The sequence below is a fragment of the Niabella aquatica genome (assembly GCF_054779315.1).
In genome coordinates, this window is sequence record NZ_BAAGYM010000009.1 from 1 (window position 1) to 23382 (window position 23382).

The 23382-nt window shown below is 42.3% G+C and carries 15 protein-coding genes; 5 read left to right on the forward strand and 10 right to left on the reverse strand.

The window, feature by feature from the left end; translation table 11 throughout:
• The first annotated feature begins 268 nt into the window (after nt 1-268).
• From ACYVBM_RS09225 to ACYVBM_RS09240, 4 genes are all read left to right on the forward strand, one after another.
• Nucleotides 269-2887: a glycoside hydrolase family 3 C-terminal domain-containing protein gene (locus tag ACYVBM_RS09225; protein ID WP_460685360.1), complete on the forward strand. Its 2619-nt coding sequence runs from the start codon at nt 269-271 to the stop codon at nt 2885-2887.
• Nucleotides 2888-2983: 96 nt separating this feature from the next.
• Complete coding sequence (locus ACYVBM_RS09230; protein WP_460685361.1) at nt 2984-4900, forward strand: sialate O-acetylesterase; 1917 nt, start codon at nt 2984-2986, stop codon at nt 4898-4900.
• Nucleotides 4901-5425: 525 nt separating this feature from the next.
• The gene (locus ACYVBM_RS09235) at nt 5426-8530 is read left to right on the forward strand and encodes a SusC/RagA family TonB-linked outer membrane protein (RefSeq protein ID WP_460685362.1); all 3105 of its coding nucleotides are present in this window, start codon (nt 5426-5428) and stop codon (nt 8528-8530) included.
• Between the two features lie 14 nt (nt 8531-8544).
• Nucleotides 8545-10488, forward strand: coding sequence for a RagB/SusD family nutrient uptake outer membrane protein (locus tag ACYVBM_RS09240; protein WP_460685363.1), 1944 nt, complete (start codon nt 8545-8547; stop codon nt 10486-10488).
• Between the two features lie 338 nt (nt 10489-10826).
• Here the strand turns inward: ACYVBM_RS09240 and ACYVBM_RS09245 are convergent, their stop codons facing one another.
• The 7 genes from ACYVBM_RS09245 to ACYVBM_RS09275 all read right to left on the reverse strand — a co-directional run bounded on the left by ACYVBM_RS09245 (nt 10827) and on the right by ACYVBM_RS09275 (nt 16895).
• Nucleotides 10827-11858, reverse strand: coding sequence for a LacI family DNA-binding transcriptional regulator (locus ACYVBM_RS09245; protein WP_460685364.1), 1032 nt, complete (start codon nt 11856-11858; stop codon nt 10827-10829).
• Between the two features lie 156 nt (nt 11859-12014).
• Nucleotides 12015-12263: a DUF6952 family protein gene (locus tag ACYVBM_RS09250; RefSeq protein ID WP_460685365.1), complete on the reverse strand. Its 249-nt coding sequence runs from the start codon at nt 12261-12263 to the stop codon at nt 12015-12017.
• A complete protein-coding gene (locus ACYVBM_RS09255; protein WP_460685366.1) occupies nt 12244-12558 on the reverse strand; it encodes a thioredoxin family protein in 315 nt (104 codons plus the stop codon). The genes ACYVBM_RS09250 and ACYVBM_RS09255 overlap by 20 nt, the downstream gene beginning before the upstream one ends.
• Nucleotides 12559-12568: 10 nt before the next feature.
• The gene (locus tag ACYVBM_RS09260) at nt 12569-13201 is read right to left on the reverse strand and encodes a redoxin domain-containing protein (protein WP_460685367.1); all 633 of its coding nucleotides are present in this window, start codon (nt 13199-13201) and stop codon (nt 12569-12571) included.
• A 328-nt stretch (nt 13202-13529) separates the two neighbouring features.
• Nucleotides 13530-14321, reverse strand: a complete 792-nt coding sequence (locus ACYVBM_RS09265; RefSeq protein WP_460685368.1) for a 3-keto-disaccharide hydrolase — start codon at nt 14319-14321, stop codon at nt 13530-13532.
• Between the two features lie 121 nt (nt 14322-14442).
• Nucleotides 14443-15114, reverse strand: coding sequence for a gluconate 2-dehydrogenase subunit 3 family protein (locus ACYVBM_RS09270; protein WP_460685369.1), 672 nt, complete (start codon nt 15112-15114; stop codon nt 14443-14445).
• A 41-nt stretch (nt 15115-15155) separates the two neighbouring features.
• Entirely contained in the window at nt 15156-16895 is a 1740-nt protein-coding gene (locus ACYVBM_RS09275; protein WP_460685370.1) for a GMC family oxidoreductase, read from the reverse strand.
• Nucleotides 16896-17025: 130 nt separating this feature from the next.
• Between ACYVBM_RS09275 and ACYVBM_RS09280 the strand changes: the two genes are divergently transcribed.
• Nucleotides 17026-17658, forward strand: coding sequence for a DUF4230 domain-containing protein (locus tag ACYVBM_RS09280; RefSeq protein ID WP_460685371.1), 633 nt, complete (start codon nt 17026-17028; stop codon nt 17656-17658).
• Between the two features lie 78 nt (nt 17659-17736).
• Here the strand turns inward: ACYVBM_RS09280 and ACYVBM_RS09285 are convergent, their stop codons facing one another.
• From ACYVBM_RS09285 to ACYVBM_RS09295, 3 genes are all read right to left on the reverse strand, one after another.
• Nucleotides 17737-19965, reverse strand: coding sequence for a sodium-translocating pyrophosphatase (locus ACYVBM_RS09285; protein WP_460685372.1), 2229 nt, complete (start codon nt 19963-19965; stop codon nt 17737-17739).
• Between the two features lie 142 nt (nt 19966-20107).
• Nucleotides 20108-21523, reverse strand: a complete 1416-nt coding sequence (locus ACYVBM_RS09290; protein ID WP_460685373.1) for a saccharopine dehydrogenase C-terminal domain-containing protein — start codon at nt 21521-21523, stop codon at nt 20108-20110.
• 36 nt (nt 21524-21559) lie between these two features.
• Complete coding sequence (locus tag ACYVBM_RS09295; protein ID WP_460685374.1) at nt 21560-23206, reverse strand: S8 family peptidase; 1647 nt, start codon at nt 23204-23206, stop codon at nt 21560-21562.
• Nucleotides 23207-23382 lie beyond the last annotated feature (176 nt).

The window sequence follows — 23382 nt, forward strand, 5'->3', positions numbered from 1 at the left end:
AACTTAAAGCGAAAGAACTATCCTTACTTCAAAGACTTGCTAAAAAGCATGAATTGCAAGTCATTGGTATTTAGACAGTTGCTTCACTTGTCATTAACAGCTTGCAGAAGTACGCTTCAATAGGTACCAATGCCCCTTTGCAAGCAGCCAGGTATTTATTTTTACGATCATTTTTAGAAGGTTTAAATAAGTGCTATACAAAAACAATGGTTCGATGTGGTTTTTTTCAAATTTTTTTAAATAGCTTTTACTCTTTAATTAAAAAGCCATGCTGAAAAAACTTTTTTTTACATTCCTGGTATTGGTATCGGTAACCGTCACTGCCCAGGTAGATCAAAGTAAGTTGCCATTCTGGGATTATCGCCTGGGTTTTGAAGAACGTGTGAATGACCTGGTAAGCCGCCTTACACTGGAAGAAAAAGTACTGCAGATGCTGAACCATGCGCCCGCTATTCCACGGCTCGGTATTCCTGCTTATGACTGGTGGAACGAGGTGCTGCATGGAGTAGCCAGAACACCTTATAAAACTACAGTGTATCCGCAGGCTATCGCTATGGCAGCAACCTGGGACACAACATCCTTATTTACAATGGCTGATCAAAGCGCGCTGGAAGGCCGGGCGGTTCATAATAAAGCCATTGAAGAAGGCCGGAATGCAGACCGTTATTTAGGTCTTACTTACTGGACCCCCAATATCAATATTTTCCGCGATCCGCGCTGGGGCAGAGGGCAGGAAACTTATGGTGAAGATCCTTTTCTTACCGCAATGCTGGGGAAAGCTTTTGTAAGAGGTTTGCAAGGCGAAGACCCCAAATATCTGAAAGCAGCAGCATGTGCCAAGCATTATGCGGTGCATAGCGGTCCCGAGCCATCGCGTCATGAGTTTAATGCAGAAGTGAGCAATTATGATCTTTGGGATACTTATTTACCGGCTTTCAAAGAGTTGGTTGTAAATGCAAAGGTGGCGGGTGTAATGTGTGCTTATAATGCTTTCAGAACCAAACCCTGCTGCGCCAGTGATGCGCTGATGGTAGATATACTGCGCAGGCAGTGGAATTTTACAGGATATGTTACTTCTGATTGCTGGGGTATTGATGATTTTGTGAAATATCATAAAACACATGCCACTGCTGAAGCTGCTGCCGTAGATGCAGTAATTAATGGCACCGATGTAGAATGCGGGGTGAATGTATATACTTCCTTGGTGAATGCGGTTAAAACCGGTAAAATATCAGAAAAGCAGATTGATGTGTCGGTGAAACGGTTGTTCATGATCCGTATGCGCCTGGGCATGTTCGATCCTGTATCGGTCGTAAAATATGCGCAAACACCTGCATCAGTATTAGAAAGTGCACCGCATCAGGCGCATGCGCTGAAAATGGCTCAGCAATCAGTTGTTTTGTTAAAAAATGATAATAATACGCTCCCTTTGAAGAAAACAATAAAAAAGATCGCTGTTATTGGCCCCAACGCTGATAACAGTATTGCGGTATTGGGTAACTATAATGGTATTCCTACTGAAATTAAAACCGCCCTGGATGGTATTAGGGCAAAGCTGGGAAGTGATGCTGAAATATTATATGAGCTGGGTGTGAATTTTACAAATGATACTTTGTTTAAGGTGATGGATACGGGATCGCAGTTTATAATGAACGGAAAGCCCGGCTTTAAAGCAGAATATTACGCTAACCGGGAGTTGACAGGAGCGCCTGTTGTAAGAATGGAAAACGCAGTGGACCATTTCTGGCAGGAAGGCGAAACAGTTGTAGATACACTGCGCAGTAATAATTTTTCTGCGCGATATTCATCGGTATATACCGCAGCCAAAGACAGCGAACTGCTTTTGGAGCTGGAAGCGGATGATGGGTATCGTTTTTACATAAACAACAGGCTGGTGATAGATGCCTGGGAAAAAAACCGCTGGGGTTCTAAACTATACAGGTTGCCGGTAAAAAAGGATAGTACTTATAAGCTGGTTATGGAGTATTGGCAGGGAGGTTACAAAGCTAATGTGCGCCTTAGCCCGGGGATACAGATAAAAACAGATTTTGCAGCCCTGGCCAGCCGTGTGAAAGAAGCAGATGCCATTGTATTTGTAGGGGGTATATCCCCGCAGCTAGAAGGAGAAGAGATGCCGGTTAATTACCCCGGGTTCAATGGTGGCGACAGAACATCTGTTTTATTGCCTGCTGTTCAAACGCGGTTGATGCAGGCTTTGCACGCCACGGGTAAACCTGTTGTTTTTGTAATGATGACAGGCAGCGCCATTGCTGTACCCTGGGAAAACGAAAATATACCCGCAATAATAAATGCCTGGTATGGCGGGCAGTCTGCAGGTACTGCAATAGCGGATGTACTATTTGGGGATTATAACCCTGCAGGGCGTTTGCCTGTGACCTTCTATAAGAGTGATGCAGATCTTCCTGCCTTTGAAGATTATAACATGCAAAATCGTACTTACCGCTATTTTAAAGGAGCGGCTTTATATCCCTTCGGTTATGGTTTAAGCTATACCACTTTTAAATACGACAAGCTTGTCCTTCCTTCATCCGGCAGGAAAAAAACAAATATTCCGGTAACGGTTAGGGTAACCAATACAGGCCGCATGGCTGGTGAAGAAGTAGTACAGCTATATGTAAGTTACAAGAACGGAAATCTGAACGCGCCTGTCCGTGCTTTAAAAGGGTTTAAAAGAATTTTACTGCAACCGGGTGAAAGCCGGCTGGTACATTTTGTACTCACCGAAAATGATCTGTCAGTTACGGGTGATGATGGTAAATCTTTGCATACTGCCGGTAAATGGCTGGTTAGCGTAGGTGGTGGCCAGCCAGGAGTTGAACTAAAAACAAGCAGCAACACTATTCAAAAAGAGATTTTTATCCGGTAAAAGTCAATGAAACGCCCCTGGAAAATACCTCATATCCAGGAAAATGGATACGCAGGGATTTTCCTGCTTGGCAGCGCCTAATCAAAAATAACATAAATGAAAAAACTTATTTATCATGTATTATGGTTAATGGGAGTATTGGGTGTAATACCAGCTTATGGCCAGATAAAGCTGCCGCAAATTATCCGGGACAGCATGATATTGCAACGGGATGCCCGGGTAAATATATGGGGATGGGCTTCAGCAGGAGAAAAAATAACTGTAAAATTTAACAGCAGAATCTATAAAACCCTTGCAGCCGGCAATGGAAAATGGACATTACAGCTGGCACCATCCAAAGCCGGTGGTCCTTTTGTTATGGAGCTTGAAGGCAAAAATAAAATTGTATTGCGCAATATATTGATAGGAGATGTATGGCTTTGTTCAGGGCAGTCCAATATGGAACATCAGATGAAGTTGCATGATGTGATATATGCCAGGGAAGTCGCTGAAGCTGATAATACCTGGATCCGGCAATTTAAGATACCTAATATAGCCAGTCTTGAGCGGCCACAGGAAGATCTGCCTTTTGGCTCCTGGAAATATGCTAATCCGGCGGATGTAAGAGCGTTCTCTGCGGTAGCTTATTTTTTTGCCTGTAAGATCTATGAGAAGTACAAAGTGCCGGTAGGCATAATTAATGCCACTTGGGGGGGTACTCCTATTGAGGCCTGGATGAGTGAAGATGGTTTTATGGAATTTCCCTCTTTTCTTGAAATTATAAAGAAAAATAAAGATACAGCTTATATTAATGGAATGAAGAAGGCGGTTTCGTTGCCCCGGTCGTTTTTACCGGATAAAGGGCTGGAAGAAAAATGGTTTGATATATCTTACACGCCTAAAGGGTGGAGAACCATTGCTGTTCCAGGCTATTGGGAAGATCAGGGGCTGCGGAACCTGGATGGTGTGGTGTGGTATCGAAGAGAAATAAATCTGCCTGAAACGATGGCCAGTGTTCGGGCAAAAATTTTCCTGGGAAGAATAGTTGATGCCGATGAATTATATGTGAACGGCATAAAAGCGGGAGTTACTTCCTATATGTATCCTCAGCGCAGGTACGAGCTTCCGGATGGATTACTAAAGCCTGGTAAAAATATGCTGGTTGTTAGGGTTTCCAATAACAATGGGAAAGGGGGTTTTGTACCCGATAAACCTTATAAGCTGATAGCTGGTAATGATACGATTGATTTAACCGGTTACTGGCAGTATAAAGTAGGACAGGTTTACATGCCGCAACGCACGGGTAATAGTTCTATAGCCTGGCAGAACCAGCCTGCTGCTTTGTATAATGCGATGCTGGCGCCGGTTATCCCTTATTCCTTAAAAGGGTTTGTGTGGTACCAGGGAGAAAGTAATACCGGCAGGCCGGATGAATATGCCAGGCTTCAGCCGGCCATGATTACGGACTGGCGGATTAAATGGAGCCTGGCAGGTGCCCCTTTTTTATTGGTGCAGCTGCCTGGATTTATGGATTATGATTATGTACCGGTAGAAAGTGGCTGGGCTGCATTCAGAGAGGCTCAGGCAAAATCATTGACCCTTCCCAATACGGGCATGGCTGTGGCTATTGATCTGGGGGAATGGAATGACATACATCCCGACAGGAAAAAGGAAGTGGGAGAGCGGCTGGCCCTGAATGCGTTTCAAACAGCATATGGCGAAAAGATTACAGGTAAAAGCCCCATGTATCAGTCTTCAAAAACAGACGGGAAAAAAATTATCCTTTCATTTAATAATACGGGGAGTGGCCTTGTAACCAGCGATGGTGAAGCTCCTTCTGGTTTTGCCATCGCCGGAGAAGATAAAAAATTTGTATGGGCGGAGGCAAGAATAGAAAAGAGTGCTATCATCGTTTCCAACACCGGTATTACAGCTCCCAAATATGTGCGCTATGCATGGGCCGATAACCCTGTTAATCCTAATGTTTATAATAAAGAAGGCCTGCCGTTGGCTCCTTTCAGAACTGATGAATAATATTTCACATTGTTTAGCTTATTCTTTGTAGCCCGCTATTAATTGATTGTATGCAAGGTTGTGGATCTGCTACTTGGTTTATCTCGGTCCTGTAACCTGCCACATAATCAGGCGCGGCCCGCGTTTGTTATCTATTCAGCAAATTTTTCGGCCAGGCTCATATAACCGGCACAGATTGTTTACAAAAGCATCGTCTGCAAATACATAATTTTCAGCATTGTAGGTATTAGATAAAATGATTTTTTGTGAAAATAAAAAATAAAAATGCAACCGATTGCATTTTTATTTAAAAAGATCCTATCTTAGCGTAGGAATTGCTAATATATGACCAGGTGAAATTAATGGTTGCTTTGAAAGTATGTTATGGATTGTTTGATATACCTGAGGAATTGTAATATGGTATTTGTTGCTGGTAAATTGTTTGCGTAACACCTGTTTTATCTGATATTTCAGTTAGCAAAGCCTGTAGTTTTATTGTTGAGAAAATATGCTGTCTAAGCTTCCATAATCTTAAAATCAATAATTATGCAAAGATTGCTTGTAAAACGGAGAAAGGTTTTTTATTATACCTGTTCCCGTTTAAATCGATTGTTATCGATTGTATTTATCAGTGGCCTCTTGTTATTTCAAAACCAGCTGCATGCACAAAGCGGTAAGGTAACAGGGCGAGTTACAAACCAGGATAGTGAGCCGCTTCCTGGAGTGTCTGTATCGCTTAAAGGAAGTAGTACCGGAACGAAAACTGATGAAAATGGTCATTATGAAATAAGTACGCCGGGAAGCGGAACGCTCGTTTTTAGTTCAACCGGTTACGGAACTGTCGAAAAGCCCATCAATAATGCAGCTGTTTTGGATGTAATAATGGAAATTAAGGCAACCCAACAGGAAGCGGTTATAGTGATAGGTTATGGCAACCAGCGCAAAGAAGCCGTCACTGGTTCTGTGGCCTCTATAGGCGGCGATCAGATGCGTGATGTACCGGCGCCTAATATATCCCAGGCTTTACAAGGGCGCCTGGCAGGTGTTCAAATGAACCAGACCTCCACCAGGCCCGGAGCTACCATGCAGATCCGTATTCGTGGTACCCGTTCTTTAACAGCTGATAACAATCCGCTGATTGTATTGGACGGAATTCCTTTTCCGGGGTCGATCGGAGATCTGAACCCTAATGATATCAAAAGCATTGACGTTTTGAAAGATGCTTCGGCTACAGCGATATATGGTTCACGTGGTGCCAATGGGGTGATACTGGTTACCACCAATAAGGGACAGAAGGGACGAAAAGCTACTATATCATACAATCCCTATTTTGGTAACCAAACTGTATTTGCTAAATATCCTATGATGAGTGGAAGCGAATTTGTGGCACTGCGTAAAGCGGCCGGCCTTTACACCAATAGTGTTGATGAAAATGATGAAGTAAATACTGATTGGCAGGATCTGCTTTACAGAACCGGTACTGTAAACAGCCATGATGTAACACTTGCCGGCGGCTCGGAAACAGGCAGCTATAATGTAGGGCTGGGATATTATCGCAATCAAAGTGTAATACCTACTCAACGGTACACCAGATACTCTATGCGTTCAGCAGTCGACCAGCAGGTTGGTGACTATTTCCGCTTTGGGTTTACTACCAATAATAACTATAATTTAAGCGAGGGTAACCAGATCGGTATTTTTGGTTCACTGGCTAATTCCCCGATTGCCAATCCGTACAATAATGATGGTACTTTAAAACGCACAGTAAAAACAGCGTTAGGTGAAAATTATGTATTAACAAGAGGAGTTGTTGAGCAACTGCACAAAGATGGGTTATGGCTTAGTGAAACAAGAGGTTTTGCTACGTACAACGCCATATATGGTGAAGTGAAAATTCCGTGGATTCAGGGATTAAAATATCGCATGAATCTTGGCCTTGATTTTATTCAAAGCAATGGTGGTGATTTTACCGGGGAAGGTGTGAATGCGGTAAATGCTATAACTGAATCTTCTGCAGGGATCAGTAATGCGCATACCTATCACTGGACATTGGAAAATTTAATTACTTACGATAAAACCTTTGCTCAAAAACACAATATCAATTTTACAGGGTTGTATTCATCCGAACAACAGAAATATAATAACTCATCCATGTCGGCAAAAAACATACAATCCGAAGACTTCCAGTTTTATAATATAGGCCGGGCCGATGGAGAAATTACTGTAAACCCGGCGAACCAGGGTTACTATATGTGGGGATTAACCTCATGGATGGGACGTGTTATGTATGCTTACGATAATAAGTATATGCTGTCGGTTACAGTACGTTCTGATGCATCATCGAGGCTTGCCAAAGGACATCAGAAACATACTTATCCTGCTATATCTGCGGGGTGGAATATCTCCAACGAGTCTTTTATGCAAAATGTAACCTGGCTCCACTCCCTGAAATTGAGAGCCGGTTATGGTCAAACTTCTAACCAGGCTATTAATCCTTATGCCACATTAGGACAATTAAGTACCAGACCATACAATTTTGGCGATGATAATTATGCTACCGGATATTATGTTTCTCAATTACCCAATCCCAGCCTGGGATGGGAGTATTCAGAAACCTATAACTATGGATTAGATTTCGGGCTGTTTAATAATAGGCTTTCGGCCACTGTAGAGTATTATATAACCAATACAAAAGACCTTTTATTAAGTCTTGGACTTCCTGCCACCTCCGGAGTAAGCAGCTATACCGCCAACATAGGACGTACCCAAAACAAAGGCTTTGAGATCACTTTAAATGGCACCATCATAGACAATAAAAACGGGTGGAGCTGGGATGCAGGTTTCAACCTGTATGCTAATCGAAACAAGCTGGTAGCTCTTGCTTCGGGGCAAACAAGAGATGAAGGCAACGCATGGTTTGTAGGACATAATATCAACGCCATCTTTGATTATGAAAAAATCGGCCTTTGGCAGGAAGGCGACCCATATCTGAATGTGCTGGAACCAGGTGGAAAAGTAGGTATGATCAAAGTAAAGTATACCGGTGCTTTTAAAGAAGATGGTACGCCCGAAAGAGCTATTGGTGCTGCCGACAGACAAATCATTGATGTGGATCCCAAATTTGAAGGAGGCTTTAACACACGCGTTAGTTATAAGGGATTGGACTTAAGCCTGGTTGGATTATTTAAAAATGGGGGAATACTTCTAAGCAGCCTGTATGGTTCGGGAGGTTATCTCAATACCCTTACTACCCGCAACAATAATGTTAAGGTAGATTACTGGACCCCTGAAAATACCAATGCCAAATATCCAAACCCCGCAGGTCCTCTTAGTGGCGATAATCCCAAGTATGGAAGCACACTGGGCTATTTTGATGCAACTTTCTTAAAAATACGTACCATCTCAGTAGGTTATGATTTCAACTATAGCCTGCTGAAGAATACAGGAGCCAGATTAAGGGCCTATTTTACTTTGCAGAATCCGTTTGTATTATTCTCTCCTTATCATAAGGAATCAGGAATGGACCCTGAAACCAACTCTTATGGTAATGAAAATGCCGCTGTAGCTTCTTATCAGCAAAGGATCCTCACTATCGGCACTAACACACCTTCTACACGTAATTATGTATTGGGTTTAAACTTAACATTTTAAAAAATCAGAGCAATATGAAACATATACAAAAACAAATAATCCTGGGTATAACCCTTGTTAGTGCTGTGCTTGCAGGTTGCTCCAAAATTCTTGACGAACAGCCTCGTAGTAACTTTACCCCGGAGTATTTTAAAACGGAAAAAGGAGTACGGGGAGGAATCACTGCTCTTTATGCCCATTTGCGCTGGATATATGGACAAGCTTATTATTATAACTCGTGCCTTACCGGAACCGATGAGGCTACATGGGCTCAAAGTGCAGACGGTAACTTTAAAGACATGGACATGTCGGGTGTAGGTAACGTTACTCCCACCAGTTTTCCCACCAGTATCCCATGGGATAATGCGTTCGCCAGCATTAATACAGCAAGTGGTATTATCGAGAATGCAAGGTCGGTTGGCCTTTCTGATGCATTGATCGCAGAAGCGCAGTTCTTTCGTGCATTTGACTATTTTTTATTGGTGCAAACTTATGGAGGCGTCCCTTTAGATTTAGGCAGTGGCGAATTAGTATTCAATACCAATCCTGTAAGGGTATCGGTGCGTAATACGGTTCCTGAAGTATATACAAAAGCAATTTTTCCTGATTTAAAAGCATCCATTAACAATCTTCCGGATGCTGGTCGTGTTACCGGAGGAGTTACTAAAACCTTAGCCCGGCTTTACCTGGCCAAAACTTATCTTACCTATGGCTGGTGGTTACAAAATCCCAATAATATACCCACCTATCCTGAAACTGCCAGAACCGATCCTGATGGTCATGATGCACAATGGTATTTTCAACAGGCGTATGATGTGGCCATCGCCGCTATTGAGAGCCCTGGTCCCTTTAGCCTGCAGGCGACCTATTACGATGTACATCTTGGCTCCAACGATCGCAACAGCGAAATACTGTTATATGCCGATCATACCGAAACCAGTGCACTTTATAATGGCGCCGACCTTATTTATGGTAGTGGTGGAGCACCCGATAACTTCGCTGTTTGGATGATGACCTGGAACTATACTAATATCAGGAGCAGTTCGAGCAATTCTTCATGGGCGGCGGTAAGCTCTGTTCAAAGGGAGGCTGCCCAGTCGCTGGGCCGCCCCTGGACACGTATGGCTCCGCCTATTGATGTTGTCACAAACACGTTTGCAGATAAAACAAATGACTCTCGTTACGATGGTACTTTTGTTACTGCATACAGAGGTAACTGGGACAAAGCGGGCATAAGCGGTCCTTTGTATAATGCGAATTATATACAGGTAAACCCTGGTGATGCTATTTTAACTTTTCTTGATAGTGAACCGTCTGTTGCTATAGACTATTCCAATTCGGTTTATAAAAGTAATATAGGTGCCGGCGTATTGCCCGGCCGGGCGGATTTCGTTATATCTCCTAATGGTATCAGTCGCCTGAGGCATCCCGGACTTTGGAAACTTGGTACTTACAGAACTGATAATAATGGAGGTTTGGGCCAGCCTAATGCAGGGTCTACCCGTCCTTTTAATATCGCTAAATTTTCAGAGCTATACTTTGTTGCTGCTGAAGCTGCGGTAAAAGGAGCTACAGCAAAATCTGGTAAATCAGCCCGTGAACTGCTTAATGTAATACGTGCAAGAGCGGGTAAATGGAGGTTTGATAATAATGGTAATAAAACTAAAGTAGCTGATAACAGCAATGCAATGACGGCGGCCACTCCCGCAACCATTGATATCAACTATATACTGGCAGAACGCTCCCGTGAATATTATGGAGAGGGATATCGCTGGTACGATTTAGTTCGGACACAAAAGTGGGCTGAACTGTCTTCTACGTATAGAATTGGTGGAGTTAATGCTACCGATCATACACCAGCCAGTGTAACCCGTACCATTCAGTCGTTTCATTATTTGCGTCCTATACCACAAGGCCAGATTGATGGTATGGAAATGACAGCAGAGGAGAAAAAAGCTTATCAGAATCCGGGGTACTAAAAAAAATATTAATTAAGGATTCAACTAAGGCAGGGCAGTCCCCTGTCTTAGTTTTTTTATAGTAATACCAAATCAGACTTTAAAAAGGTGTTGTCGTGCTGAGACCCCAATAATAGGAAAATTTTAAGTAAGGGAGATTTTTCCTCAGGGTCGAAATGACAATAATTAACAATATCATTTTACAATGACAATTGTTATTAACAGCGTGCCGAAGGGCTTTTTTTAAATGAATCACGGTTTGGCAAGCTCACCACAGCATTGCTTGGTGAAGAGGCTTTAATGTATAAACGATATAAAGCTCTTACAGGGTTACCGGTTAGTACATCACATCCGCAACACTATCTTACGCTTTGCATTTTTCCCCGGTCTGAAGAAGCTCTTACAATCAGGTCAGACTTTAGAATGATCTTCATTTCTTTTTGGGTAAGAGGGCCGTTGATCTGGTGTAACATACTTTGTGCAGCAACTTCTCCTATGTCGAATCCGGAATACTGAAGGGTAGTAAGATTAGGCTCTGCGATCTGGCATACCGGATCGTTATTGAAGCCCACAAAAGCTATATCATTTGGTATACGGATCCCGGCTTTTTTTAATGCAATCATACATCCTACAGCTCCATAATCATTCACCGCTAACACACCATCCGGAAGTTTGCTCATGGCAAGTATTTTTTGGGCAGCTTCTGTGCCTGAGTCATAGCTCAGGTTATTAAATATCAGATAATCGTTGTTATATTCTATCGCATAATCTTTTAATGCCTGCCTGTAACCTTGATAACGGTCACGATACACGCTAAATTCTTTGCTCGCCGTAATATGTGCAATACGCCTGCATCCTTGTTCAATAAGATGTTTTGTGGCTGCATATGACGCAGCATAATTATCGATAATAACCGTACAGCTGTTTGTTTCATCTGGCGTTCGGTCAAAAAAAACAACCGGTATTTTTTTATTAAAGAATAGTTTGAAATGTTCTGTATCGAAAGTGGTGTAGGATAAGGAAACGATCAGTCCATCTACACGGTTATTAAACATGGTTTGCACATTAGCTTTTTCTTTTGCAATAAGTTCTTCAGATTCACTGATAATAATATTATATCCGGCTTTATTGGTAATGGTTTCTATTCCTGATATCGCAGACGACATGAAGCTACTGGCAAGTCTGGGAACAATGACACCGATAATATTGGTCTTTTTGGTACGCAGGCTTCCTGCAAACGGATTTCTCTGGTAGCCCATTTCATGAGCAGCTGCCAGTACTTTTTTTATGGTTTTTGATTTTACCCTGGGATCATTTTTCAGTGCCCGGCTTATAGTAGCAGGGGAGAGGCCGAGCCGATCTGCAATATTATAGATAGTGATTTCTTTCATAAAAAACAGGTATCTGCATTAATACTCTTAGCGGTAACGATGAATAACTATTTTGTAAGGCGTATACACCTGTTCAGCAATAAGAATACTTATGTGGCTAAAGATAAAAAGCCTGCACCGGAATTGTGCAGGCTTTGGAAATTTTTTTACGGAAGCTTATTGATCGATAGCGCTCATTACTTTTTTCATGAACCCGTTAAGGGCATCTTTTTCTGATTCACCTGCTGCTATAGATTCGTGCACTTCCAGTGCTCCGCAGCAATTGGAAATAAGCTCCCCTATTACATCCAGCTCTTCTTCTTTAACAGAAGGTGCCTCACTGATGCTTTCCAGAACTGCAATAGCATTTGCTATCTGCTCGGAAGAGCAATTGCGCTGAATTTGCCTAATTACCGGTAATTTCATTGATCAATGTTTTTAAGGGTTCTTCTTTATTCGTTTGTACCTGGTTTACCAGTGCTCCATTGCTAAAGCTTGCAAACGTAGGCAGGTTATTTACAGATGCCAGCTTCCTGCTTAAAGGAAATTTTTCTGCATCGGCAATTACAAACACGGCAGCTTCATTTTCACCCGAGAGCCTTTTAAACTTAGGTTTCATCAGCCTGCAATTACCGCACCATCCTGCAGAATATTGTACTACTACCCTGGGATGCTGAGCCACTATTTCTTCCAGGTTATCCTGTTCTAATTCTATCAACATAATTTATTATTTAATTTTTTGAAAAATATTCAGCTACCCCTTCATTGGTCGCTTTCATCGCTTCATCACCTTGTTCCCAGTTGGCAGGGCATACCTCGCCGAATTTTTCAACATGCAATTGGGCATCCAGTAAGCGAAGGTATTCGTCAATGTTACGGCCTAAAGGGAGATCATTAATTGACTCGTGGCGAACAATTCCTTCTTTGTCTATTAAAAAAGTACCGCGAAAAGCCACAGGCGCACCACTGAACGACCATTGCCTGGTATCATTGTTAAAGGCATATTCACCTGCGAGTACGCCATAATTCATGGAAATGGTTTTTGAGGCATCTGCTATAATAGGGTAGGTAACCCCTTCAATGCCTCCGTTTTCTTTAGGGGTGGTTAACCAGGCCAGGTGTGTTTCTTCTGTATCGGTAGAACAACCGACCACTACTGCATTTCTTTTTTCAAATTCTGCCAGCTTTTCCTGGAAAGCATGAATTTCTGTAGGACAAACAAATGTAAAATCTTTCGGATAAAAGAATAGGATAACGTGCTTTTTGCCCAGATACTGATCCAGTGAGAAATTATCAACGATCTCTTCTCCGTTAATGACAGCACCTGAAACAAAATAAGGCGCTTTTTTTCCTGTTAATGCCATTGTATAAGTTTTTAAAATGTGAATAATCTGTTTTACTATGGCAGGCAAACGCATTAACGGGTGCAAAGGTATTCATTTTAAAAGGTGCTTCAAAAAGATAGGCTTACAAACTCTATTGTATTTTTAAATACTGTTATAGGTAAAATCTATAACAGTATGACTTGATATAAATTTTGATAATGTGTTTTGATTTGAGCTGAAGGATGAGTGTGATTACTTTGTTGTATGGTTCTGTATGATTTTGAAACATCAGGTTAAGCCCGGGCCGGGAAGCGCCATTCTTGTTGTTGTAGGCTGCCTGAAAAAGCAAATGGATCTTATCTTTTAATTAATGGAGTTCCTTTAGCTGTATATTTCTGAAATCAATTGGCTGTCCTTCACTTTGTAATGCAATATATCCGCCTGTAAGCGGCTTACCATCTGTTTTTTGCTGAGGGTCGAACCGGTTAGCTACACCGCCTCCTATGCTGGGCTTTGAGTATTGTAATACGGTGTCGCCATTAATAATATGGGTGATAAGGGAATCGCCGAGCACTATCAGTTCTGCTTTTACCCATTCTCCTACAGGATAAGTTCGTGAAGAAGAGTTCAGGCAATGTCCGTCATACCTGCGTCCCTGGTACACGATCTCGGTGCCAGGCGAGCACATATTGCCTGTTGGCCGTGGCTTCCCGTCAGGCAGGCCAGCCAGGAACTGCATTTCGATAGAAATAGGCCAGTCCTGCTCTCTCGGCATCGTGCGCGGGTCCTGCGAATGGAACATGAGGCCGCTGTTTAAAATAGTGTAGGAGGGGGCATCCTTCATCCATCCATCTATGAAACGGTATTCCAGCTTTAAATGATACCTGGAATAAGGTGTTTGATAATAGAGGTGGCCATATCTTTCTTTAAAGCCGTCATATTGATCATAACGTACTTTGATCATACCATCTTCTGCACGGAAAGTATGCCCGTAATTATCTCCGAAATCATGATGATGAATCTTTACCAGCCAGTTATCCAGGTTTTTACCATTAAATAAGGAAATCCACTGATTGTATTTACCAGATTGGCTTGCCCTTGGAGAACAGCCGTCTAATAAAGCAATACAAAATAATATGATAAGCGGTAATCGATACATGGAACCTGTTTGAATGTTGTTATTGTGGCTTATTCTGAGAGAAAAATGTCGTCCTGCCGAGGGGAAGAAAATTCATAGTGAAAACTTTTAAGGCTAAAAATTGCTCCTGTAACTAAAGCTGCTATACGTTAAAACTCAGGCATTCTTTCAATTCCTTTTCTGTATAGGATAAGCCATATTTCTTCAGCACATCATCCGGCACACCATTCCATTGATTAGGTGTATTACCAACGTATCCCAGGTCTTTGATACCTATTTCTGCAGTATAAAAGCCTGTAGCTGTTAAATTACGTATCATAGAAAAGAACGCCACTCCCTGCGTCAGCTCTTTTTTATCTTTGGCTTTTTCGGGATAAGCGATCAGATCAACCACCTCTATACGTTGCTGTTCGTTACAATCTTTAAATGTTTTTTCGAATCTCTTCAGGCAAAAAATATCCAGCCATTTTAATCCTCCGCGTACAGGCACCTGCAGTTGAGGCTGGTCTTTTACGGTGAACGCTATAAAGTCCGGAACACCGGCATCGCTGGCACTGCCGCTTATTTCGTCCCTGGGAATGATGATATCTGCAAGGATCGTAATAGTGGCCATCTCATGACCGGTAAAAAAATGGGGCATTTTAGCTATTTCATCTTCGTAACGTTGCTCCTCTTCATACCGGTGAATACCAGGCCGGGTCTCCTGTTTTGTTGTTGCTGTTTTCTTTTTATCAGAGGGTTTACAACCCGTAGCCAGCGTTGCTGAAGCCATAGCGCTGGCTGCTATATATTTTAAAGATTCACGGCGTTTCATTGTTCGTACAATTAATAGTTCCGGGTAATTAGTTATACCTGTCAGAGGTTTTGTTTTTTCATTTCGTCGATAATATATTCGCTGGCTCTCATGCTCAGGGCCAGTATGGTCCAGGTAATATTTTTGTCGGCCTGGGAAGTGAACTGGCTGCCGTCCACGCAAAAGAGGTTTTTACAATCGTGCGCCTGGCTCCATTTATTTAACACAGATGTTTTGGCACTATCACCCATACGGGCGGTGCCTGCTTCGTGTATAATATAGCCTGGCTTATCCAACCCATAATTATTTTCGGGCCCGTCGTCGCCGGAGGTTATTACAGCACCCATATGATGCATGATCTCTTTAAAGGTCTCTTTCATGTGCCTGGCCTGCTTTATTTCATAATCGCTTTGTGTAACATTAAAGCGCAGCACCGGTATGCCATATTTATCCACTACGTTAGGGTCTATTTCGCAATAATTATGTTCAAACGCGATAGCCTCTCCACGTCCGGCCATACCAATGGTAGCACCATAGAAAAAACGCTGATCTTCTTTAAAAGATTTCCCATAGCCCCCGGCCTCTTTCTTCTTCCCGTTTACTTCGTATTTCCCATTCAATGCTTCTATTCCCTTGCCAAATCCATAAACCGGCTGGCCAAACCCGCCCCAATATTCAATATGATAACCACGGGGAAAATCCAGCTTCTTATTATTGCCCCACCAGGGCGTATAAATATGCATACCGCCCACTCCGTCTTCGTTATAGCGTTTCCTGCCAAAGAGCTGCGGCAGGTATCCTTGCATAGCAGCCCCGTTACTGTCCTGCAGGTATTTGCCCACCACATTGCTGCTGTTAGCCAAACCGTTGGGGTGGCGCTGTGATTTTGAATTTAACAAAAGCCGGGCAGTTTCGCAGGCACTGGCGGCCAGGATCACTACGCGGCCCTCTACCTGGTATTCCAGGAGGTCTTCTTTGTTTACATAAGAAACTCCTGTGGCCTTACCTTCTGTATCTGTAAGCACTTCTCTTGCCATAGCATTAGCAATCACTTCCAGCTTACCTGTTTTCAGCGCAGGATATATCAATACATTAGATGAAGAAAAATCGGCTTTGGCCATACTACAGTTCCTGCCGCATTGTCCACAGAAAAAACAGGCGCCTCTTTCATCATTTATGGTTTTGGTAAGAATAGAAAGCCTTGAGGGAATAACAGGAATATTGGCCTTTTCAGCACCTTTTTTTATGAAAAGTTCATGCAGCCTGGGCTTGGGTGGAGGAAGAAAAATACCATCCGGCTCGTTGGGCAGATGTTCTATACTGCCAAAAATACCAATCAGCCTGTCTACCTTATCGTAATAGGGTTTAATCTCATCGTAAGTAATGGGCCAGTCGGTGCCAATGCCGTCATTGCTGTATCCTTTAAAATCTTTAGGGCCAAAACGTAAAGAGATACGCCCCCAGTGGTTGGTACGGCCGCCTAACATACGTGCCCTGAACCATTCCCATTCGGTGCCATTAGCTTTGGTATAGGGCTCGCCTTCAATTTCCCAGCCTCCGTAGCAGGCATCCATATCTCCAAAAGGCCTGTACCGGGTAGGCCTTCCACGGCGCAAAGACTCCCATGGATTTTTCAACTGGTATATTTCCTTTTGCGGGTTATACATGGGCCCTGCTTCCAGCAGGCATACAGTAAGCCCTGAATGCGCAAGCACATAAGCAGCCATACCACCACCGGCTCCAGAGCCTACAATTACCACATCATATTTTTTAAGCTGCTTCTTAATTTGCAGATCGGCCATTTAGCAAGATTGTTTTACAAGAAAAGAAACTACAATATACAAATATTGTATGTAATGTATGCAAAATCTATTTTGCAAAATTTGGCAAACTGATTTTTATTACTAAACTTCGGGAAACAAATGGTCATTCATGCGAAACAGGGGCTTTTATTTTTTTATTTTTTTGCTGGTTATTATTATTGCACTGCTTGCTTATTTTCTTGGCAGGAAAAGCGCATCTAAAACAGTGGACAATATGATAATGAATGAGGTTCTGATAAAGCAGATCGCTGAACTTTCTGCTTTGGAAGTACAGGGCAATGCCAGTATTAAAAGCAGTAATATAGCGAATGACGGAAGTATTACAGATCATTTTAAAAAGCTTTTCCTGGAGCGCACCTTTAATATCTCAATACCGTATATTGCTAAATATGGTATTAACCTCGATCAGCAGCATATCAACATCGAAGAAAAAAGTAAACAGGTATATATTGTATTGCCGGATCCTGAATTATTGAGCTATGAATTAAGAATGGATAGAATAAATGGAGTGTCGCGCAAGGGTTTGTTTGAAACCAATGATGAACAAGCCTACAGCAGGCTGATACAGAAATTGTATGCTCAATCAAAGGCTCAGCTCGAAGGCAATACCAGTTACCGGCAGCGATCAAAAGAAAAAATAAGGAAAATTATACAGGACTATTATGCGCCCCTGAATTATAAAGTAGAAATTACTTTTACCAATGAATTAAAAAGCAAAGTAATAGAAACAGACCGGCAGTAGAAACCGAATAGCTTTGAACATACAAAAAACGCACATTATTATTATTGATGTGCGTTTTATCTATTATGGAATTAAAAGTCATTCCATCGTTTTATAAGTAATTACTTTAGGTCTTTGTGATGTATGTACTACCTCTTTTACTATTTTTTTAGGAGCAGTTATGGCAGCTTCAGCAGATGGTTCTGCTAATTGTGCCAGGGTGGGAGCAATCACCAGTGAAACAATCGACATCAGCTTGATGAGAATATTCATAGACGGGCCAGAAGTATCTTTTAAAGGATCGCCGACCGTATCTCCGGTAACGGAGGCTTTATATGGCTCAGATTTCTTATAATACATTTTCCCATTGATCTCTACTCCTTTTTCAAAAGATTTTTTAGCATTATCCCACGCCCCACCGGCGTTGTTCTGAAACATGCCCAGCAATACACCGCTTACAGTAGCGCCTGCTAAAAAGCCTCCCAAAGCTTCTGCTCCAAAGCCGGGCAGAAAGCCTATCACTAATGGAGATATAATGGCAATGGTTCCGGGAACAACCATTTTTTTGATAGAGGCTTCGGTGGATATTTCTACGCATTTATCATATTCGGGCTTGGCAGTTCCTTCCATAATGCCGGGTATAGTGTGAAACTGCCTCCTTACTTCTTCTACCATAGCCATAGCCGCTTCACCAACGGCACGTATAGCCAATGATGAAAATAAAAAAGGAACCATTGCTCCTATAAACAAGGAGGCTAATACATTGGCTTTATAGATATCAATACCACTGATTCCAGCAACTCCCACAAATGCTGCGAATAAGGCGAGCGAAGTTAAGGCTGCAGATGCAATGGCAAAACCCTTTCCCGTTGCAGCAGTAGTATTACCCACTGCATCCAGCACATCTGTTTTTTCGCGCACTTCTTTAGGCAGCTCACTCATTTCTGCAATGCCCCCGGCATTATCAGCAATTGGACCAAAGGCATCTATGGCTAACTGCATAGCGGTAGTGGCCATCATGGCGGCAGCGGCAATAGCTACGCCATATAACCCGGCACATTGATAAGCGCCCCAGATTCCTCCGGCTAAAATATTGATAGGTAAAAAAGTAGACTCCATGCCCATTGCAATTCCACCAATTATATTAGTGGCATGCCCTGTGGATGATTTTTTAATGATTATATTAACGGGGCGCCTGCCCATTGCCGTATAGTATTCTGTTACAATCCCGATCAGCGCACCTACCAGCAGGCCAACACCTATAGCGCCCAAAACGCCATATTTGGTAAATGCAAATCCGCGCAGTTCCATATTTTCCGGTAACAGCCACAATACAAGCCCTGCAGAAGCAATGGCAGTAAGGATCATAGATCCCCAGTTACCCATATTTAATGCCTTTTGCACTGTGTGTGTACTGATGCCGGCCTTATCACTTACTTTTACAAAAAGAGTACCTATAATAGAAAAAAGGATGCCTACTCCTGCAATCAGCATAGGAAGGATAATGGGGGAAAAGCCTCCCAGGGTATCCGAACCTGTTATTTTAATTTGCTGTCCCAGTACAATAGTGGCCAATACTGTGGCTACATAAGATCCGAATAGATCGGCGCCCATACCGGCAACGTCGCCTACATTATCACCTACATTATCAGCAATGGTAGCCGGGTTACGGGGATCATCTTCGGGAATGCCGGCTTCTACTTTGCCTACAAGGTCAGCACCTACATCAGCGGCTTTTGTATAAATGCCTCCACCTACACGGGCAAATAGGGCAATGGATTCGGCTCCTAAAGAAAATCCCGTCAGTACTTCAATAGTTTGAAGCATTTCTTTAGAGTTCATAGCTGCTTCCGGGGCAAAATAATATTTTAATACAATGTATAAGCTGCCCAAACCTAGTACAGCCAAGCCTGCTACGCCAACGCCCATTACCGCGCCGCCACCAAAAGATACATGCAGCGCTTTATTAAGGCTGCTCCTTGCTGCATGGGCCGTGCGCACATTAGCTAAAGTAGCAGAACGCATACCTACATAGCCGGCAAGGCCGCTTAACACGGCGCCAATAATAAAGGCTACCGATATCAACCAGTGGGAATGCGGATTTGTTTGGGCTAATATGGCCAGTAAAATGCCAACGACCACTACAAAATAAGCCAGAATCTTCCACTCAGCTTTTAAAAAGGCCATGGCTCCAACGCGAATGTAATGGCTGATCTCTTTCATCCTGGGAGTTCCGCTGTCCTGCCTTACTACCCATTTAAATTTAAAATACGTATACAACAGGCCAATAATGGCCATAGCGGGAACGAGATAAATAATGTGCTGCATATAATCTTTCTCAATTTGGCATTTCCTGCAAAATATGCAAAGCGAAATAACACTTATAGTGTATTTCACTATAATAATTTGAAGGCTTTCGTTTAATTTTTTAAATGTAGTTATAAAATAATGTAATTATAAATATAGGATTTTATATTTCATGAAAGTATATTTTATTTTCTTTTAATTTTTCCAGAACAGGCTCGTACAGGTCTTTTACAACAGGTATATGAAGCCCTCTCAGCCGGATGTTTTTTTTTAATACCAGCTCTGCAGCTATAGCTAAAGGAAGTCCGACCGTTTTGGCCATTGCGGTTACAAACTGATCTTCACCCTTTGTTATCATACTGCTTTTGGTTGCATAGGATTTTCCGGCGATTTCGTAATCTATTTCGTGCAGCATGACGATCATATCTTTATCCTGCCTGCCAAGCTTTAACCGGGTTTCTAAAAGGTACTGAAGAACAGATGTATGAGCTGGTAAAGTCTCAGGGATCATAGCATGGCTCAATAAGCCCAGGTAACTGAAAAGCTCCTGCACCAGCTTTCTTTCTTCTGCGGCAACGTGTTTTGTAAGAAAATCGGTAAAGTTTTTGGACGCGGTATTTATTTGCAGGCAACTTAAGAACCACCCTGCAATAGTTTGTCCTGTATAATTCCTGACGGGCGTTGCTGTCTCTTCATTCGTCAGGCCGGCTTTAATAATATACTTCCAGCCGGTACAGAAATGAGGATGTCTTAATGTGGTACGTATAAATGTTGAGGTGCTTTCAAGCCCGTATAAAGATATATATGATAACGAATCACGATTAGCATAACATGCATACCTGCCTGTACCAGGAATAAAAATTTGCCTATACTTATTGAAAACATCTGTATGCTGAATATTTATAATATTCCCGTTTTCTTTATATACGGCGCCGGTCTTCCCGGCGTTTACAATATTGGCAGGATTCCAGGTTATTTTATAGTGCCAGGGATTATTATCACTTTCAGGTGCTACCAATCCGCCGCAATGCGATCTGAAGCTTTTGATATTACCTCCCTGATCTTTTATATTATTGATCAGTTGCATGGCGCTCATGTGATCAATACCCGGATCTAGACCCATCTCGCATAGAAAAAGAAGCTGATGACGTTTGATGTCGCTTTCAAGCGCTCTCATCCTGTTATCAAGGTACGACGCCGTAAGCAGATTTTTCCTGAAAGTAATGCAATCTGTTGCTACAATATAATGTAATGCCGGGGGGAGCATTGAAATAACTATATCAGCGCTGCTTATGGTCTTTACTCTTTCTTCATTATTGTTAATATCGAAGGACAGGGCAATGGCATTAGGGTGAAAGCTGATTTTAGATAAGACCAGCTGAAGATCAGCGTCTACTACTGTCAACGCCCATTTGTACAGTGCAGACCGGGCCAGCAGATATTTAATAAGAACAGTAGCAGATTTTCCGGCTCCGAATAACAGGATATTTTTGAATTCACCTTTCAAATACAGATCAGGTTCACGAAGTAAAGAAATGTTTTTTTGACTGGTATGACCAATATATAAAAAAGCCACCATTAAGGTAGCTTTTAAAATGATGCTCAGCAAATATATTTATCGCTTCCTGCCCAATGACTTAACAGGAGTGGCTTTACTTTCTGCATCGGCCAGTTTTACAGCTTCGTAAGCATTTACGATACCACCGTGAACCGAAATGTCTGATAATAAAACATCCGGCCCGCCACCGGGATTAGCCACTTTAACAGTAGGCTTGCTTACAGTTTTTTCAATTATTTTTTTTACCTGAATTGCGCTCAGGTTAGGATAATAGCTCATGATCAGGGCTGCAATACCGGACACTACGGGTGCTGCCATACTGGTTCCCTGCAGGTTGGCATAGGTATTACCGCCGGGAACTGTAGCGTATATTCTTACGCCTGGCGCAAAAACATCTACCTCTTTTTTACCATAATTGGAAAAGCTTGCTGTAGTACCACCAATTTTATCGTCGCCGCTTGCGCCCACAGTGATCCAGCTGACGGGCCTTTTGCCATCTAAAAACAGGGCCGAAGGAAAATTTTGCACGGTATCAATATTCGCCGCATCATTTCCTGCTGCATGCACCAGCAGCACATTTTTGCTTTCGGCATATTTTACCGCTTCATCTACCCATTTTTTTTCGGGAGAAAAGCCTTTTCCAAAGCTCATGTTAATTACGCGGGCGCCGTTATCTACAGCATAACGAATACCCAATGCGATATCTTTATCATGTTCATCTCCATCAGGAACAGCCCTGATGCTCATCAGCTTTACATTGTCTGCAACCCCATCCATGCCCAGACCATTATTACGTGCAGCCCCAATAATGCCTGCTACGTGTGTACCATGCAGCGCAGATTCGTTATCTACCTGTACATTGCCGTTGCCGTAATATTTGTCGCTGATATCATTGTAGCGGTCTTTTACTATATCGTTGCGATAATTTTTGGGAGCCTGCTCGGCCATAGTAGCTTTATCCAGGTCTTTTTGAATATCTTCTATCAGCATTTTGCTTGTGATATCGTCATTGCCGTTCCCTTTACAAGTACCTATAAGTATCTGCTTTACCTTATTGGCAGACGCGGCAAGAGGCGTGTAGGCGGCCAGATCCTTACAACTGTATACTTCTTTATTTAGATCTTTCCTGATCACAGAATCACCTTCCCTGATAACATCTGACATTAATTTTAAAAATACAGTTTCATCGGGGTTGGAGTTGTTTTTATCAATTTCCTGTTTGGATCTTAACCACATTTTGTAATCCTCTTTTTCATTGGCTGGTATCTGGCTTTCGCTTTTCCCCTCAAACCGGCTCCTGAATTTCCAGTAAACTCTTGCGCCCTCGAAAGAATCTTTGGTTACATTTTCTTTCCCATCTTTACTACCCAAAAAATTCCATCCATGAATGTCATCGATATACCCGTTTTTATCATCATCTATACCGTTACCAGGAATTTCTTTTTCGTTGGTCCATAACACAGGCCTGAGATCTTCGTGCGTGGTATCGATACCCGAATCTACAATCCCTACGATCACAGGGGTGCTTTTCAGCCCTTTTGATTTCAGGAACTCGTAAGCCTGGTCCAGGCTGATACCATACAGCCTGTCTTTTTGATGATCTTTTAAATGCCATCCCTGGGGTACTTCATCCTGTGCTGACGCAACAGTAGAAAATCCGCTGATTGCGAAAACAAAACCTAATATACTGAGTAGTTTATTCATGCAAAACAATAATTTTAAAAATAAAACAAACTACAAAAATAGAGCTAACAACTTAAAGAATATCATAAAATGACAGGCGGTTCAAAAAACAGTTCAGCGGTTGATTGTAGTCAATAGTTCATAGTGAGTGGTGAGCAGGTATAATTCAACCATCACACTTTGTGCCTGTCAACCGT

Bases quoted from the DNA above. Each gene is read 5' to 3' on its own strand.
- ACYVBM_RS09225 (WP_460685360.1), top strand. From the start codon at position 269: ATGCTGAAAAAACTTTTTTTTACATTCCTGGTATTGGTATCGGTAACC.
- ACYVBM_RS09230 (WP_460685361.1), top strand. From the start codon at position 2,984: ATGAAAAAACTTATTTATCATGTATTATGGTTAATGGGAGTATTGGGT.
- ACYVBM_RS09235 (WP_460685362.1), top strand. From the start codon at position 5,426: ATGCAAAGATTGCTTGTAAAACGGAGAAAGGTTTTTTATTATACCTGT.
- ACYVBM_RS09240 (WP_460685363.1), top strand. From the start codon at position 8,545: ATGAAACATATACAAAAACAAATAATCCTGGGTATAACCCTTGTTAGT.
- ACYVBM_RS09245 (WP_460685364.1), bottom strand. From the start codon at position 11,858: ATGAAAGAAATCACTATCTATAATATTGCAGATCGGCTCGGCCTCTCC.
- ACYVBM_RS09250 (WP_460685365.1), bottom strand. From the start codon at position 12,263: ATGAAATTACCGGTAATTAGGCAAATTCAGCGCAATTGCTCTTCCGAG.
- ACYVBM_RS09255 (WP_460685366.1), bottom strand. From the start codon at position 12,558: ATGTTGATAGAATTAGAACAGGATAACCTGGAAGAAATAGTGGCTCAG.
- ACYVBM_RS09260 (WP_460685367.1), bottom strand. From the start codon at position 13,201: ATGGCATTAACAGGAAAAAAAGCGCCTTATTTTGTTTCAGGTGCTGTC.
- ACYVBM_RS09265 (WP_460685368.1), bottom strand. From the start codon at position 14,321: ATGTATCGATTACCGCTTATCATATTATTTTGTATTGCTTTATTAGAC.
- ACYVBM_RS09270 (WP_460685369.1), bottom strand. From the start codon at position 15,114: ATGAAACGCCGTGAATCTTTAAAATATATAGCAGCCAGCGCTATGGCT.
- ACYVBM_RS09275 (WP_460685370.1), bottom strand. From the start codon at position 16,895: ATGGCCGATCTGCAAATTAAGAAGCAGCTTAAAAAATATGATGTGGTA.
- ACYVBM_RS09280 (WP_460685371.1), top strand. From the start codon at position 17,026: ATGCGAAACAGGGGCTTTTATTTTTTTATTTTTTTGCTGGTTATTATT.
- ACYVBM_RS09285 (WP_460685372.1), bottom strand. From the start codon at position 19,965: ATGCAGCACATTATTTATCTCGTTCCCGCTATGGCCATTATTGGCCTG.
- ACYVBM_RS09290 (WP_460685373.1), bottom strand. From the start codon at position 21,523: ATGGTGGCTTTTTTATATATTGGTCATACCAGTCAAAAAAACATTTCT.
- ACYVBM_RS09295 (WP_460685374.1), bottom strand. From the start codon at position 23,206: ATGAATAAACTACTCAGTATATTAGGTTTTGTTTTCGCAATCAGCGGA.